This window comes from Adhaeretor mobilis (genome assembly GCF_007741515.1).
Taxonomy (GTDB): Bacteria; Planctomycetota; Planctomycetia; order Pirellulales; family Lacipirellulaceae; genus Adhaeretor; species Adhaeretor mobilis.
This window is the reverse complement of record NZ_CP036263.1, coordinates 1,562,850-1,578,237: the sequence shown is the minus strand read 5'-3', so window position 1 is coordinate 1,578,237 and position 15,388 is coordinate 1,562,850. Positions and strand designations below refer to the sequence as shown.

Annotated in this window: 12 protein-coding genes; 2 read left to right on the top strand and 10 right to left on the bottom strand. The window is 55.6% G+C overall.

Translation table 11 applies throughout. The features are described from left to right. Positions 1 to 13: 13 nt before the first annotated feature. The 6 genes from HG15A2_RS06165 to HG15A2_RS06140 form a co-directional block, all read right to left on the bottom strand. A complete protein-coding gene (locus HG15A2_RS06165) occupies positions 14 to 790 on the bottom strand; it encodes a DUF1295 domain-containing protein (RefSeq protein WP_145058862.1) in 777 nt (258 codons plus the stop codon). After that, entirely contained in the window at positions 787 to 2,136 is a 1,350-nt protein-coding gene (locus HG15A2_RS06160) for an SAM-dependent methyltransferase (RefSeq protein WP_145058860.1), read from the bottom strand. The genes HG15A2_RS06165 and HG15A2_RS06160 overlap by 4 nt, the downstream gene beginning before the upstream one ends. Next, positions 2,043 to 2,903 carry a DUF1365 domain-containing protein gene (locus HG15A2_RS06155; RefSeq protein ID WP_145058858.1) on the bottom strand — a complete coding sequence of 287 codons (861 nt, stop codon included), beginning with the start codon at positions 2,901 to 2,903 and terminating at the stop codon, positions 2,043 to 2,045. The genes HG15A2_RS06160 and HG15A2_RS06155 overlap by 94 nt, the downstream gene beginning before the upstream one ends. Next, positions 2,896 to 4,170, bottom strand: a complete 1,275-nt coding sequence (locus tag HG15A2_RS06150) for an NAD(P)/FAD-dependent oxidoreductase (protein WP_145058856.1) — start codon at positions 4,168 to 4,170, stop codon at positions 2,896 to 2,898. Before HG15A2_RS06150 ends, HG15A2_RS06155 begins: the two co-directional genes overlap by 8 nt. A 169-nt stretch (positions 4,171 to 4,339) precedes the next feature. Then, entirely contained in the window at positions 4,340 to 5,560 is a 1,221-nt protein-coding gene (locus tag HG15A2_RS06145; protein ID WP_145058855.1) for a glycosyltransferase family protein, read from the bottom strand. 60 nt (positions 5,561 to 5,620) lie between these two features. Further along, positions 5,621 to 7,465, bottom strand: a complete 1,845-nt coding sequence (locus tag HG15A2_RS06140; protein ID WP_246117894.1) for an alpha-amylase family glycosyl hydrolase — start codon at positions 7,463 to 7,465, stop codon at positions 5,621 to 5,623. Between the two features lie 482 nt (positions 7,466 to 7,947). On the opposite strand from HG15A2_RS06140, the gene HG15A2_RS06135 reads away from it, so the two are divergent. After that, complete coding sequence (locus HG15A2_RS06135) at positions 7,948 to 8,820, top strand: hypothetical protein (protein WP_145058851.1); 873 nt, start codon at positions 7,948 to 7,950, stop codon at positions 8,818 to 8,820. Between the two features lie 365 nt (positions 8,821 to 9,185). Further along, complete coding sequence (gene phnD / locus HG15A2_RS06130) at positions 9,186 to 10,307, top strand: phosphate/phosphite/phosphonate ABC transporter substrate-binding protein (RefSeq protein ID WP_145058848.1); 1,122 nt, start codon at positions 9,186 to 9,188, stop codon at positions 10,305 to 10,307. Positions 10,308 to 10,385: 78 nt separating this feature from the next. Here the strand turns inward: phnD and HG15A2_RS06125 are convergent, their stop codons facing one another. The 4 genes from HG15A2_RS06125 to HG15A2_RS06110 form a co-directional block, all read right to left on the bottom strand. Continuing rightward, positions 10,386 to 11,672 carry a glycosyltransferase family 4 protein gene (locus HG15A2_RS06125; protein ID WP_145058846.1) on the bottom strand — a complete coding sequence of 429 codons (1,287 nt, stop codon included), beginning with the start codon at positions 11,670 to 11,672 and terminating at the stop codon, positions 10,386 to 10,388. 146 nt (positions 11,673 to 11,818) lie between these two features. Further along, the gene (locus tag HG15A2_RS06120) at positions 11,819 to 12,748 is read right to left on the bottom strand and encodes an HAD family hydrolase (RefSeq protein WP_145058843.1); all 930 of its coding nucleotides are present in this window, start codon (positions 12,746 to 12,748) and stop codon (positions 11,819 to 11,821) included. Beyond that, positions 12,745 to 14,286 carry a glycosyltransferase family protein gene (locus HG15A2_RS06115; protein WP_145058841.1) on the bottom strand — a complete coding sequence of 514 codons (1,542 nt, stop codon included), beginning with the start codon at positions 14,284 to 14,286 and terminating at the stop codon, positions 12,745 to 12,747. The genes HG15A2_RS06120 and HG15A2_RS06115 overlap by 4 nt, the downstream gene beginning before the upstream one ends. Before the next feature lie 109 nt (positions 14,287 to 14,395). Beyond that, the gene (locus tag HG15A2_RS06110) at positions 14,396 to 15,154 is read right to left on the bottom strand and encodes a DUF2513 domain-containing protein (RefSeq protein ID WP_145058839.1); all 759 of its coding nucleotides are present in this window, start codon (positions 15,152 to 15,154) and stop codon (positions 14,396 to 14,398) included. Positions 15,155 to 15,388 lie beyond the last annotated feature (234 nt).

Sequence of the window (15,388 nt, the reverse complement as noted above, 5' to 3'; positions counted from 1 at the left end):
ATCAGCTTGGCCTTCAAGCCTTCGGAAACCAGGGGACAAACATGCTGGTCGTACGCTGGTACTCACGATAATCGTCCCCACGACTGGCAAGTGCCTGTTTCTCGGTGGGCGGAATGCCCGTCATAAACAGGAGGAGATAGAGCAGCGACAACGCCACCAACGGCGCTAGCCACCACAAAGGCGACGCCCATGCCAGTGGAATGTAGCTACACCAGTGAATCCACTCGAAGAAGTAATTCGGATGCCGTGAGTAGCGCCACAGCCCGCGTCGACAGGTCTTGCCCTTCGAGTCAGGGGATTGCTTGAACTGCTTGAGCTGCCAGTCGGAAATTGAATTGCCTGCAATGCCAACGATCCAGAGAGCGACTGCGAAACCGACAAGCGGCTTGGTTGGCCAACTCCCATGTGCGATGGCGAACACGCCCAACGAAAATACCCAGGCTCCAAAGGCTTGAAACATGTAGAACAGAAACATCTTCCAGTCGTGCTTCTCCCCCCAAGCACGACGTAGCTCCTTGTATCGTCCTTCCTCTGGTTCGCCCACGACACGCGTGTACAAGTGACTCGTGTACCGTAGCGCCCAGACGCCAATCATTCCGCCGACCAACCAACGGAGTCCCGGCAGGGCTGTGCCCAACAGCGCGAACGCAAGTCCCAACACACCTATCGATGCCCCCCAGGCCACGTCCACGATTCCTGCGTTACCGGTACGACGTTGCACAAACCAGAGGCCGATCATCAGCGCGATCGCAGCTATTAGTCCAGCGATTAGCAGCTGAAAATCAATCATTGCGCCGTTGTCCGCTGATTGGTTCCGCTATCCTTTTCCAGCAGTATCTGCGAAACACCGATCTTCCCTCTTGCAAACCCCGCTGCACAATAGCTGAAATAGTAATCCCAGGCACGTAGGAATCTATCGCCGGGGTGTAGCGCACGTACTTGCTCTCGGGAAGCCAAGAATTTCTCTCGCCAAGCGAGCAACATTTTCTGATAGTCCGCAGCGAAGTCGCACGATTGCAGCTCGCGAAGCGTACTGTGTTGATGAACGACCCTGGCAAGTCGCTCCAACGAAACAAGGCAACCACCCGGGAAGATATACTTCTGAATAAAGTCGACGCGGCGGCGATAGGCGTCGTACCTGTGATCGGGAATCGTAATCGCTTGCAGCATCATCTTGCCACTCGGCTTAAGCAGCGAGTCGCATTTCTCAACAAATGCTGGTAGATAGTCGTGCCCGACTGCTTCGATCATTTCAATCGATACGAGCTTATCAAACTTGCCAGTCAAGTGGCGATAGTCGCAGAACTGCAAGTCAACTCGGTCAGCTAATCCCGTTGCAGCAATACGCTGCTTGGCGAAATTGAGCTGCTCTCTGGAGATTGTTACCGCAGTCACGCGGCAGCCGTAGTGTTGCACTGCATACTCCACAAACCCACCCCAACCGCAGCCGATCTCTAGGACATGGTCCCTTGGACTAAGCTCAAGCTTTTCGCAAATTCGCTGGTACTTGGCGAGCGAAGCTTCTTCCAGTGTCGTCGATGCGTTGCTAAAAATCCCGCACGAGTAGGTGAAGGTGGGATCCAAGAACAGGGCGAACAGTTGGTTGCTCAGATCGTAATGAAAGCTAATGTTCCTGCGGCTACCACGTGGACTGTTACGATTCAGAAGTTGCTGCAACCGTTGCCAAGCGGAGAGTGCCAATCGAGTGGGATTCCGCTCATTGGATTCTTCGACGCTCACTTCCGCCAGCGTTTCCAACAACGCCGGCAGGTCAGGAGAGTTCCAGTCGCCATCGACGTAAGCATCGCCAAACCCGAGGCTGCCGCGAGTCACGATTTTTCGATAAAAGCGGGGGTGCGTGACAACCAATTCCCTGCAACTGCAGAATGACTCTGATTGGTCAAGCACGGAGCAACCGGCCCCGGCAAGAGTGGCCTCTCCCAGGGAGTCCGTAATTCGTAGTGGCCCTACCCCAAGTTGTTCGAGCCGCTGATGCACGAGACCTCGCGCAAGCCGGTCCCAGGGAGAGAATCGGCCCCGAATTACTGGGACTTTGCCGCTGAGGACGCGACCGCGGGCGATACGGTTGGCGCCGCCGGCGCTGCCTGTTCTTGCGGGTGAGGAAAGTAAGGGCATCGTTTGAGCCAAAGTCGTAGGGCTTGCCAATGGATGGCGGCCAAAATGTTAAGGGTGTTCACAGGTCGGCGCGCGAGCGTGGCTGCCAACTGCCATTCACTCCACGGTTGCCGACGAAGGGTCATCGCTGCTGCAAAGGTCGGTACACCCGCTTCGACGCTTTGGATGCCAACATGCAACCGCTTCGACGGTGGACTGAGACGCCAGCGATAGGTCTCGCCCAATTCGCGAAACGGAGACACATGAAAATCCTTCAGGTGTTCGTACCGCAGACACGTTGCCTGACTTAACTCAGATTTGACGTTTGTCGAATTTCCTTTGTGCAGTATATACAATCGCCGCTGGTCCCAGGGCGTATTGCTCACCTCGGCGACAATAGCCTGGACTTGCTCTCCTGCGCCCGAATAGCAGAAAAACAAGTTCAATGGGCTGAAATAGAGCCCCCATTGACGCAATTGCGTAAGCAACCGCACCGGTCCATTAGGCTGAACACCTGTTGCTTGACAAACATACTCTTTGACGAGATCGCTTAGCAAAGTAGGCCGACTGGGCAGAGAGCGGGCTTTTGCTCTGATCGACTCGCAATGGTCAACCTCGCGAAACGAAGCCGGTGCGAACCGTGCGGCGGAGAGAAGCCAGCTTTTGCTGGTGATATGCGGGACCTCTTCCAGATCTAGGTAGGCCATTGTTAGGCGATTGGCAAACCTGTGCTCGACTGGCGTATGACGACTATGGATCACGCGACCCGTGTAGAAGCAGCTATGCATTTCTCGGTTTCCCGTCTTCTAAGCTAAGCCCGAAGGTCTTGCAAACCGCGAGCGCACTATTCACACCGTCTTCGTGAAAACCGTTACCCCAGTACGCGCCACAGTAAAACAGCCTGCCCTCTTTGTGCAAAGCATTGCGTCGCTGCTGGGCCTCAAGAGCCGCTCCCGTGTAGAGCGGATGCGAATAGTTGAGGCGCAACAAGACGAATTCCTGATCAATATCCGCCGCAGGGTTTAAGGTAAGACAAACGGGCGAAGGCGTTTCTAGCTTCTGCAGGCGTGATAAATCGTAGGTGACCGTGGGCGGCTGTTCTCGGTTGTCCGTAACGCGATAATTCCAACTCGCCCAAGCGCGCTTCGAACTCGGCAGCAGGGAGACATCCGTGTGAAGTACTGCCTCGTTTGATTGATACTCAAATGCGGAAAGCACCTCGTTTTCCAACGTTGTTGGTTCTGAGAGCATGCCTAGCGAGTCGGGGGCATGACAGGCTAGCACCGCTGCATCGTAGTCCTGCGAAGAAAAAGCATCTCCCTCAATACGCACTCCTGCAGCTCGATTGGAAACATGTCGAACCGGACTCTGCAAGCGAATGCGATCTGCCCAGCCGGCCGTCAACTTCTCGATATAGCTACGTGCACCGCCGGAGATCGTTCGCCATTGGGGCCGGTCGCGCAATTGGAGCAGGCCGTGATTCGCAAAGAATCGAAACAGGAACTTCGCCGGAAAGTCCAGCACGCTGCTGGCCGGCGCAGACCAGATAGCGGCCGTCATGGGTAGCAAGTAGTTGCGAACGAATGCCTTTTGGAAACCTTCCCGCTGAACAAATTGACCAAGTGTCTCGTGAGCTTCGCCTGTGACTTGTGATACTTGATTCGATACTAGCCGGTTGAACCGTGTAATCTCTCGCAACATGCTCAGGAACTGGGGATGCAGTAAGTTTGCCCGTTGAGCAAACAGCCCATTGAGCGAACTGCCTTGATATTCCAGTCCGCTCGCCTGATTCACAACGCTGAAGCTCATGTCGCTAGGCTGCGACGCAACGCCCAAGATGTCTAACAGACGAATAAAGTTCGGGTAGGTTCGATCGTTGAACACCATAAAACCGGTGTCGGCAGACCATTCACGATCAAAGGCCGTGAAGTCCACCGTGTTGGTGTGCCCACCTAAACGTGAGTCTGCCTCATAGAGTGTGATTTCATGCTTACGAGAGAGAAGCCAACCACACACAAGGCCGCTGATTCCCGACCCGATGATGGCGATGCGCATTAGAAATATCCAGCTGAGAGCAATGGCAATTTGACCTAACCACAAAGAACAATAGAGACACCAAAGGCCAGTAAACAGCTAACTTACTTGGTAATCTTCGTGTACTTCGTGGTCAATTAGGAGTTCGCCATTTACCGGAAAGACTTGGGTCCGATTAACCGGCATCCGATTAACTCAACCGCTCGTGGTCAGCCGTGGCAGCTTCCCTGAGCCTGTGCGGGAAGTCTGGCTTCGCCGCCAGCACACGTGTCCAAGTGGGCAAGGCATCGCCGCCGGACGGGTCGTCGTGAACGGCAGTACCGGCGGCCGTGATTTGTTCCGCAAAACCCTCGATCGCTTGCTCTTCGCTGTGGCGGTCGAAGTCGAGACAGTTCATCAGCGCATCGGCATGATACTGGCGAATCGCATCTTGAGCACAGCGCAAGTAAGCTGCTCGCAGGCTGATAAAGTGGCCTGGGGAGAACACCGACCCTCGACTAGCGAGTGTGCGGAAGATGCTCGTGAGAATGTCGCCCGTCATTTTCATCAGTCCCTTGTCGGGCTCATTCAGCGACAGTGGTTGGTGCTTGTGCTCGTACAACCTGCCCAGATCGACCTGGCACACACGTTTGGGCGAGGTGTTGCGGAACACCTCGGCAAGGGTGCCTACTTCAAGCCCCCAGTCGCAAGGGATGCGATTCGAGCGAGCGAGTCCGCTCGAGATGCCAAACTCACCGGCCAACGGATAGCGGAATGCACTCAGAAAAGACAGAAACTCGTCTTCGCCAATGACCGTGTGCAAAGCTCGCATGAGCGGCGTCATGAGCAAGCGAACCACGCGGCCATGCATCTTCGTCGTGCAACGTGCGTAGTACGCTTTGCAAAAATCGAAATCGAGGCTCGGGTGCGCCATGGGTAAGCACAGTCGCACAAGAATTTCGCGATCGTAATTCACAATATCGCAATCGTGCAACACAAACGCCTTCAAGTCTTTGTCAGCCAACAAGTAACCAAACGCAAGCCATACCGCCCTGCCCTTGCCTGGCGTATCGAGATTGAAGTCCTCGGCGACCAGTTCATCGACCATTGGCGCAACCGTCGGGCCATCGGTCCACAGAATCTCCGCCCGCTCACCCAATGGTGCTACCAACTGCGCTGCTTCGCGGTAGTCGCTTTCTTCAGGTGCTCGATTAAGCACAACCACAATCGACTTCAGGAACTCAGCGCCGGCCAGTTCGTCTACGATCTTTGCAAACGGCTCAGCACGCATATCACTTGCTGTGACCGGCAGTACGAGGCCCAGTCCATAGGTCTGAGAAGCCTTAACAAGCTTCGCCTCGATCTCATCGGTATGGACAATTCCTAGATCATGAATTGTCGAAACGGCACTCGGTTGGGCAAAGTCAGGCATTTTTGAGAGTCTAGGGACTGGGGTCGAGAGTCTAGAGGTAATGGAGGAAAGGCTAAGGTACTACACGGATACCTCAAGCCAAACAGCTGAGCCTGCCGGCAGTTGGTAGTTCGCAATGTCGCCAAGGGTCTCTTCAGTAACCAAATCCTTCGCTTGGGCGACATTCCAATCCGAGAGGTTGAGAGTCGTAATTGCATCTCCGGAGTTGGCAACGACAAGGATGCGTTGCGAGGCATCGAGACTGGTCCGCTCGAACGCGATCAGTGCGGGGTTCTCCTGTTCGAGAACACGCTGCGGGGCATCCGGATGGAAGGCCGGCAAACTGCGTCTTACTCGAAGGAGGCGTTGGTAGCCCTTGTAAATCGTACTCGACAGTGCCGCGGTGCCGATCTGTTCGTGCAATTCGTCCCACTGGAACTTGCGGCGATTGATCCGTCTAGCGATGCCGCTCTCTTCAGCGCCCTCTTGGTCGTTCCGAGTGCCCACGAGACTATGGAAATAAGTGGCCGGCACACCCTGAACGGCCAGCATCACCGCTTGAGTGGCAAGAAAACGGCGGGCGTGAAGTTGCTCGTCCTGGCTCTCTGGGGCCTCACCCTCAGGGCTTAGCGCATCCACATAGGTAATGTTCAATTCATAGGGCACATCACGATCGCCTCGACGGCGCGTATTCACGCGACCGCCTCGCTGCTCCACCGCAGCGACTAGCGAATCGACCCGCTCGTCGGGAACCAGACCTTCCAACGGCCGAACGCCAATGCCATCGTGCGAAGCGGTAAAGTTGAAGTAGGTTGTGCCAGGACGGGGAGACTCTAAGGCGGCCAGCCAGCGATTGAAGTAGGTGGCATCGCCGTGTACGAACGTATCAAGCAACAGCGGCGGCAAGCTAAACTGGTAAACCATATGTGCTTCGTCGCCATCGCCAAAGTAGCTCACGTTTTCGTGGTGAGGCACATTGGTTTCCGTGAGCACCCACACGTGCGGTGCGACTAGCTCTAGAACGTCACGAGCGAGCTTTACCACTTCGTGCGTCTCTGGCAGGTGCAGACAATTCGTGCCCAGGACTTTCCACAGAAATGCCACTGCATCCAGCCGGATGATTTGTGCGCCCCGTGCTGCGTACTCCAAGAGCACGTCGAGCATCGTGAGCAACACATCGGGCGAAGCATAATTCAGATCAACCTGGTCGGCACTAAACGTCGTCCACACATGACGCGGGCCGCTCGCGGTCTCAAATTCCGTAAGTAGCGGCAAGCTGCGTGGTCTTACCACCTGGCCAAGATCGTCAGTAGGTTCGGCCTCGAAGAAGAATTCGTCGTAGGGCGATTCTCTGCGCAGATACGCAGCAAACCAATCACTTTTGACTGAACAGTGATTCAGCACGAGATCGAACATCAGACCGAACGAACTACCGATCCTACCGAGGTCCTCCCAGTCGCCCAGCGCGGGATCGACTTGCAAATAATCGATCACCGAGAAGCCATCGTCAGACGAATACGGACAGAACGGTAAGAAGTGAACCGTTGAAAACAGTTCGTCCCAGCGTTGTTCCGCGAGGAATGCATCGAATGCCGCCAACGGCGATTGGCCCTCATGCTGTACTTGATCGCCGTAGGTAATCAGCACCACATCTTCTTGAGTCCAACGCCGCTGCTCGCGCGCATCAGAAGGCAGAGCAGTAGTAGCATGCTTTTCGATCAGTTCAATCAGCCGAGGCAGCACCTCGCTTGCTGCTTCGCCGTAGAGCAATTCTAAGCGCTGTAGAAGTTGTGAAACGATAGCAGGATCGATCGTTTTGGTAGTGGTCGTAAAAGCAGTGGTTTCCGTCACAACTGCAATCTCTCTGTGGGGGGCGAGGGTAGTATTCTCTTTCACCCATGCAGGTTCTTGAAGTTCGAATAGCACCTTCGTCTAATTTCGCTGCGGTGCTTGCACCGCAAGCTTATTGGGTTGCTGCATCGACTCCGAAACCATGCTAGCAAGCTCGTGACCGCCGGCACGTGCTTGCATGGGAAAGCGGCTCAGTATACCAGAACCGCAAGAGCCTAGAAATCCAGTAGTTTTTTGCCCCCAGAGGGCTGCAGGTTAACGGACATGTTAATCCGAAAGGAGTCGAACGAAAGTGGAAATCAGCTTGAGTTCTGAGGTGACCGCCGATTCTACTTGTTGGCTCTGCCTCTGTGCCGGCATTCGAAATGCAACATCCTTGACTTCGCAGCTCTCCTAGCTTTCCTCAGGATGTGAGCAGCTATCAAATCGGCTCGGAATCCTCTTTACGGGAAGCTAACTTCTCGGGAAACTCCCGCCCGCCATAGCCCGAAGATGTATGGCGAAAATTGTACTAGACCAGAACCTACTGGCGCCATCACTCTCGGAGGAGTTAAGCAATGCCTTGTGATACACGAACTCTGCTTACTAGTTGCGGCCTGTCGATCGTTTTCGCGAGCAGCGCCGTCGCCCAATTGGCTACCGAACCGCAAAGCGCACCCGTCGTCCGGCAAGACACCTTGATGCAAGCTAGTTACGTGTCGCCTGCCGATCAACTGCCCTGCACAACCGCCTGCGAGTCTCAATTCGAACAGGGCAGACCCAGCAAACTTATCGACGGCGTCGGGTGGGTGTTTGGCGCGCCAAGAAAGCTACTCCTTTGGGATCGACGCGTAGAAAACCACGACGTTTCCCCAGCTACGCAAGTCGAGGTTGCAGAATTCTTAGCGGTCAATGAACTTGAGGAAACCAAGGTTCGCATCAACCAGTACGACCCAGGTGGCGAGTGGCGCCGCCTTGTAGAGAACAAACGCGTCGGAGCCGGTTGGCGCTACACATTGGGTACACTGCACACCCTCGGCTACACGCTGCTACCCGGCCGACTAATTGGCAATGATTCGTACAACCCGTACACCGACACGATAAACATCTATTCCGACGTACCTGCGCTCGCTCTCGAGCAGGCCGCCTACGCCAAGGATGTCCACGGACGCGGGCGCCCAGGCACCTACGCCGCCGTACAAAGTTTGCCCGTCGTGGGGCTCATTCATGAACGCAAGAACAAACAGGAAGTCCACCATTTTCTAGCAGAGCAAGGCACCCCAGAACGCCGCGCCGAGGCCCACCGCATCCTCGACCCGCAGATGGGATCCGAAGTAGGCGGCGACCTAGGAGCCTTTGTGCCGGGCAGCACATTTCTCATGGAGGCCACGGGAGCCGCTGCTGGCCACATCGTGGGGCGGAGACGTGCGAGTACTGTTGGAGAGGAGTAGCGCAGGCCATCTAACATACTGTCCGTTGCACAAACCGCGATGGTCGACTGATATTGCTATCTCGCCGTACTTCTTGAGCACCGAATTAACTCAATTCTTCAGCCCGCGCAGAAACGGTGGTTCGCACGCCGGACCGTACTTGGCCTAGCAGTAGTGCGGCACGTCGGGACGGCGTTTTAACGAGCCTCGCGACCGCCGTGACCTTTCTATCCGAATAGCCCCCCGGGTGAACCTTTCGGTTCAGTAGCTGCACGTTTGCGGGATTCCCCCCTGAGAGTGTAGACTCACTGTAGGGACCGAGCGTTGAACCGCGCCGGCGCCTTCCACGCATACCGCTTTGGCGAACTTTTCTGGAGAACAATCCGATGAGAACCCGTTCTGGATTCGCGACGAAACCTGTGGTGGCAATACTCGCACTGGCTGCGGCCGTGGCGGGATGGGTAGTCTACAACGAGTCCTCTTCAGGGGATCGCGAAAGAAAAGTACTTGCCGATCGGTCGGTCAATACGCTCTTCACCAATATGCCGCGCGACGAAAAGATGGATGCGGTCTACTTCGACACGGATCTCGACCTTGTTGCCGACACGCCTGAAGAAGCAACCCTGCTTGCTAAACCGACGGAATTGGTATTCTCATTCGTTGCCACCGATAACAGTTCAAATGATGCCGCGGTCTGGGAAGCAGCCGTCGAAGCGATCAGCGAGAAGACCGGCTTACCCGTCAGCTATTTGCGACTAGTGGATACAAGGAAACAGATGGCTGCCCTGCGCGGTGGGCAGTTGCATATCACCGCATTCGATTCCGGCTCAGTACCCGTGGCGGTCAAGCACGCAGGATTCATTCCACTCTGCACCATTAGCAACGCCGAGGGTAGCGATCCGAAAGCAAAGGCCGGCGAAGCAGAAAGCCCCAAAACCGAAAAGGCAGCCACGGGTCAGTTCGGGTACAAGATGCAATTCATCGTCAAAGTCGACAGCCAGATCAAGGACCTAGCTGACTTACGTGGCAAGAATATCGCCTTCGTACGTCCCAATTCCAACTCTGGCTGCAAGGCGGCAATGGTCCACTTGTGGCAAATGGACCTTCGGCCCGAGCATGACTACAACTGGCACTTTACCCTCAGCCACGCCAATTCCGTGCGAAATGTGACCGAAGGTAGGGCAGACGCAGCACCGGTTGCCAGCGACATTCTGCAGCGGCTTGTCTCGAAGGGAGATGTTGCTAGAGATTCGTTTCGAGTCATCTACGAGTCCTCTCTCTTCCCACCCGTGGCAGTGGGCTGTTCGTACAATCTTCCCAGCAAGCTACGCGAAGAGATTCGCGACGCCCTGTTGAATCTCGACTGGACTGACACAACACTCGCCAAGGAAATGGCACCGGGTGAGCCAAAGAAATTCGTTCCCGTTGTCTATCGGGACGATTGGGCCAGTGTTCGCGCGGTCGACCAAGCCGTCAGCAGCGTCCGCGATCAAATCGCTGTTCGCTAGGGATGCCCGGTATCCATCGGCCATGTCATCAGTTGACTCAGCGCGGACTAGCTTGATTCGGAGGTGGGGGCAGTAACCCTACAAATCATCCATCCCCGTATGATTCGTAATCAACGCCCGCAGCTTGCGTCGCAGGACGCCGTAGCTGTAGAACTTCCTACCTAGCTCGAAGTTGTGCTGCACCATTTGCTCGCGGTACTCGGGCTCGTTAATCACACGCTGCACCTTGGCGACCACATCTTTGGTGAGGTAGCCGTTCATGGTGATCACTTTGAAGTCCTTCGGCTCGATGTCCTTCACGAAGATTGAGTAACGATTCACTAGCACCGGCTTGCGATAGTAGAACGCCTCAATCAACGCATTGCCGAAGCCTTCGTAGATACTGGGATAGGTGATGAAGTCGGCAATCGCATAAGCATCGCCAAGGGTGTAAGTGCGTTCGCCCTCGGCGGTTGTTTCGCGTTCCTCGGTGATACGATCGGAAACCATGAGCAGCGATACGCCCTGCTGCTCTGCCATCTCGTGCAAGGCATGCAGATACTCGTCCCCTTCGTCGCCCGACTCGTGTGACACCACCAGCTTACATTTAGGGTTCTTCAGCGCCGCGAGGAGCGAGATGGCGTGCTCGATACCTTTTCGTGGTACTACGCGCGTAGGCTGGAGGAACATGATGTCGTCCGGATCAAGGCCGAGATCCTCACGCATATGGCTAATATAGTCGTCGTTTTCTTCGGGAGGTGTCTCGAAGTCCAACACATTAGGCACCAGGACGGAAGACTCGCCCAGCCGATGAGACAACGCTTCCTGCGCAGCCGAGTTAATCGTCACGTGCTGAATCGATGGCAACGAAGGCGGAAACGACATCGCCAGAAAATCGCCGATGGCGTTCACCGAGAAGCGATCGCGTTCCCAATAGAAATCGTGATGGTGCGCAATCGTTGGAAAGCCGGTCTCTGCGATGAATTGCGTGAGTGCAACACCCAATGGCAAGTTCATGGGAATGCATAGCGCGTTCTGCACAATGAGAATATCAATGGCGAACTGATCGACGAATTCATAGAGCGATCGCTTCAAATGCTCTGCGATGGAGTAGACGCGTCGCGTCACTTCAGTCGTTCGCGTTGTCCGGCCGAAAATCCGCTCGTTGATCCACAGAATATCGGGATGGCCGAACCAAGCATGCTCACGGAGCATGCTAATCGAGGGATCCGTATCTAATCGACCAGCGAACCAGTGGCTCACATGGCGATGATCCCAAAGAATTTGGGCCCACTTCGCGGCTTCTAAAGATACGCCATCGGTACCCGCGAAACGGGTACCAACGAAACCGATGTTTTGCCCGTGGCGTTGGCTGTCGCTACTCATGAGAATCTTTGGGAATGTCCCACGCTAGCGCCGCCAGGCTTGTGAGAGGTCTTGTTTCGAAAGGGTTTGTATCAAATTAAGCCTGGAGGCTAGCCCGCGAGCACTATCGGTCTTGAAGTTGGCTCGTGGGCTAAAGTTGTTCTTCGCTAGGATTGCGATTCGCCAATGTCGCTTTCACCAATAATAGTTGGAATCTGATTGAGCTGCGTCACAATCGCATCCGGTTCGGGTTGTTGGTCACGGTTGGGAGCATCCTCACGCAATCGCAAACTGCGCTGGTCGCCAGCGAACAGTGTCGTACGAAATCCAACCTGGGCAGCCGGCCATATATCGTTGCGAAGGTCGTTTCCTACGTAAAGCGTCTCGGTGGGGTGGATCGGGTTATCTTGGTCTGCCAAACCACGGGCCGCTTTTTCGTACAACCACTCCCCCGGCTTCGCGCGGCCGTACTCATAGGAATAGTACCGTAATTCTGGGGCTACGCCCAAATTATCTAGCGTTTGGCGAGCTAAAGCGGGAAACACTAACGGCGTGAAGAACTGAGCATTGCTGATAATCCCTAGAATCAGCCCTTTTCGCTTCAAGTCGGCTAAGCAATCCAACAGGCCGGGCATGGGCCACACGGGGTTCGTGCGGACTTCAAATTCCACCGCCAGCTGTTGATGATTGATTTGCTGGCCCATTGCGATGGAGTTTCCTCTAGCTAGCTCCTCACAGGTGAGCCGCCAGACTTCTACGATATCGATCTCTGGAAACTCAACCCCTGCAGCACGCGAGCGATCGTGGCTCGCATCTATCTGGTGGCGAAGCGCACGCGCACCGGCGGCACAATCGCCTTGGTACTCTACCCCTACCGCAGCCAGGGCATCCGCAAAGGCTTGCCCACGAATCGTCGGGTCAGCGGCCCCGATATCACCGCTGCCGCTAATGATGAGTGTGCCATAGATATCGAACAGCACCGCACGAACGCCCGCCAACTTGGGCAGTTCGGGGTTTTGCGCAGTAGGTTGCGGTTCAAGCGGTCGGCTCGCCTGCTTGATAATCTGTTCGAGTGCCTGCTGCTCCGATTGGCTCATGACTCAACTCGCACTGGATTGAATCGATCGGTTCGCAAAAACGCACCCAGAATCGCTTGCCCTCGTGGGAGTGCGGTAGCATCCGCAGTCGTGCTAGCCATTGTTGCTTGGTAAGTAGTAAGCAACTGCTCACCAAGGTTGGCGAGTGAATACTGCTGCTGGGTGATAGCCGCATTGCTAGTGACTCGGTCTGAATCTTTGCACGCACTAACGGCGAGTTTAGGGTTCAGTTCGAGCAACTGCTCTCGACGTGATTCGTCCTGATGCACTTGGCGGATGACACTCGCTTGCAACGAAGAAGGCAGCCGGGCAAAGTCGATGGTCGGATGATCGATCAAGCTCGCAAGCTGCTCTCTCAATTCTTCGGGCGTAGTGGGGACGACACCAAAGCCCGAGTATGCCTCCGCCATTAGGAGCGACATGCTGCTGAGATACTCGCCACGATCAAACCACTGAGTGGGTATTTCCAACGTCTCATAGAGTTGGCTTAGGTCGAGCCCCGCGCACGTGAAGTCCTGTGTGATCTCAGGTAAATCCCGCCCCAGAAGATCTCTCTCGACGAGCCAGCACTCCAAGAACGTCATGCCAAAGCCCTCAGCCACGCTTGTGGTCAGTAGGGCATCGCTGGCAGCGAGTATTTCACCGAAGGCAAGCTCCGCGGTGCTCGGCACGCCCAACGTGCAGGGGAGCTCTAGTTCCTCCGCAAGCGCTGACCAACGATCAAACGACGCCCGTTCCGCGGGATTCTGCGGAGCAAGCGTCACTAGGAAATGCGCATCGCGGCAGGCCGTGGACCAGAGCAGGAACTCACCCAGGTTCTTTCGCCGGATGCCGCGCACCGGATAGACAACAAATCGCTTCTCGGCTGAGATAGCCAGCTTCTCGTTGACCATCCGCCGGGCCTCGTCGGCATCGTCATCGAGCGGTGGACCAGCGACCGGGTTCGGTAAGAAGTGCAGCCGCGACCGTTCTATCCCCGCTTCGGCCAGTACCGCTCGATCTCGACCGTTGAGCACCGCGTAGTGAATCCCTGTGGATTGCGGATACATCCGTGCTGCCAGTTGCTCAGCATCGCCTTCGCCCAACTTGCGCAGCAAGTAGCGATAGTTGCTCGGGCGAAAGTCTTCCGCAAAATCGTGAACCTGCAGTAGTTGTCGATAACCCTGCGTTGCTAAGTGAGTAACCGCTAGCGGAGTCGATGCGTTCTTCCCAAGCGAATGATTGTGCCAATGAAGAAGCGTGTTTTCTGGAGTGAACTGTTCACTAGCAAGTTTCCTGGCGATCCGCTGACCTAGCGCCTCACTAGGCTTCGTTCCGGTGAGGTCATAGTCCAGACCTTCGATAGTGTTCATCGAAATTTGGAATGGCAGCGATTCTTGTAATCTCTCTAGAGGCCAATCTTGGCAGCGTCCGCCATGCAACAAGAGCACTTGCAATTCGCCGTTATCTGGAACGGTGCCCAGCGCGCGCAGGTGATTCTCCACCACGCGGGTCACCCCGCCGGGATTTAAGTGGTGATGAAGAATTACTATGTTCATGGAAATGCTTCACGGGTAGCGCAAAAATGACGGGCGTCGCGTTCAATTCGAACGCGCCGCCCGCTAAGTAGCTTAGCGACTCTCCTGGGGAGAATCAAACCGGTCGGTCTCAGATCAGGTAGTCTGGCAGGGTAGTTTCAAACTCCAGATCGATGCGGCCGTCGCCATCCAGATCAATGCCATTGCGTTGGTAGCTATCGCGACCGTTCATCTCGTAACCGGCGAAGCGGGTGCGGACGCAACGCGGTTCTGCATAGCGAGGCTCACCTTGATCGACCCCATCGGTCCACCAGTCGCGCGCGTCCGCCGCACGAGTATCGATCATATCTTCACCCTCCATAGGAGCGTATGATCCGGGACCATAGACTGCGTTTTCATCTCGTATCGTCTCGTAGCGGTACGGCTCGGCACGATAGGCAGGACGTGTACGGTAGTGATTCTGGGGGCGATAGTGATCAAATTCGCGATAGCGATCAACTTCATAGCGACCTTCAGCGACGAAAGGGCGGAAGCGACGTCCGTAGCGGGGACGCAGTGCGGAGCGGATAAGCAACTGGCGAATCACCGAGAGCGACAGTCCGCCGATGCGCTGCTGGCAAGCACTCTTCGCTTGCCGCCAACGACCTTCATTTCGGGCCAACTCAAGCAGTTCGTGCCCATCGTGAGTCAGACGCAAACAAGGAATGCCGGTCGAGGTACGGTCAACCTCCTTCAACAAGCCAGCATCGATCAGCAGGCGCAGGTGGTACCGAATGCGTTCTTCGTTTTCTTGATTGGGGCCACTGCGTAGTACGCTCATCGAGCAGTCGATGCCACGATTTTCAATATCGAGCAACAGCTCGCGGGCCAAGTCTATGTCTCGCTTCATCGTTCACTCCATTGCGGGAAACAAGAGGTTCGTCAGTAATTCATGCGGGCTGGTCATTCCCAACGACCAGGCGGGACGCACACGACAGCCGCACCTGACAGGCAGCGCGGCTGTGGGAACTTCGCCCAATTGACTGATTTGGTCAACCTCGGTTTCGCACAATGATGAAGTGCTAGCGGAGGGTTATGCCAGCAGAAGTGGCAAAAGGCCGGGGTGCTTACGCACCCCGGCCTT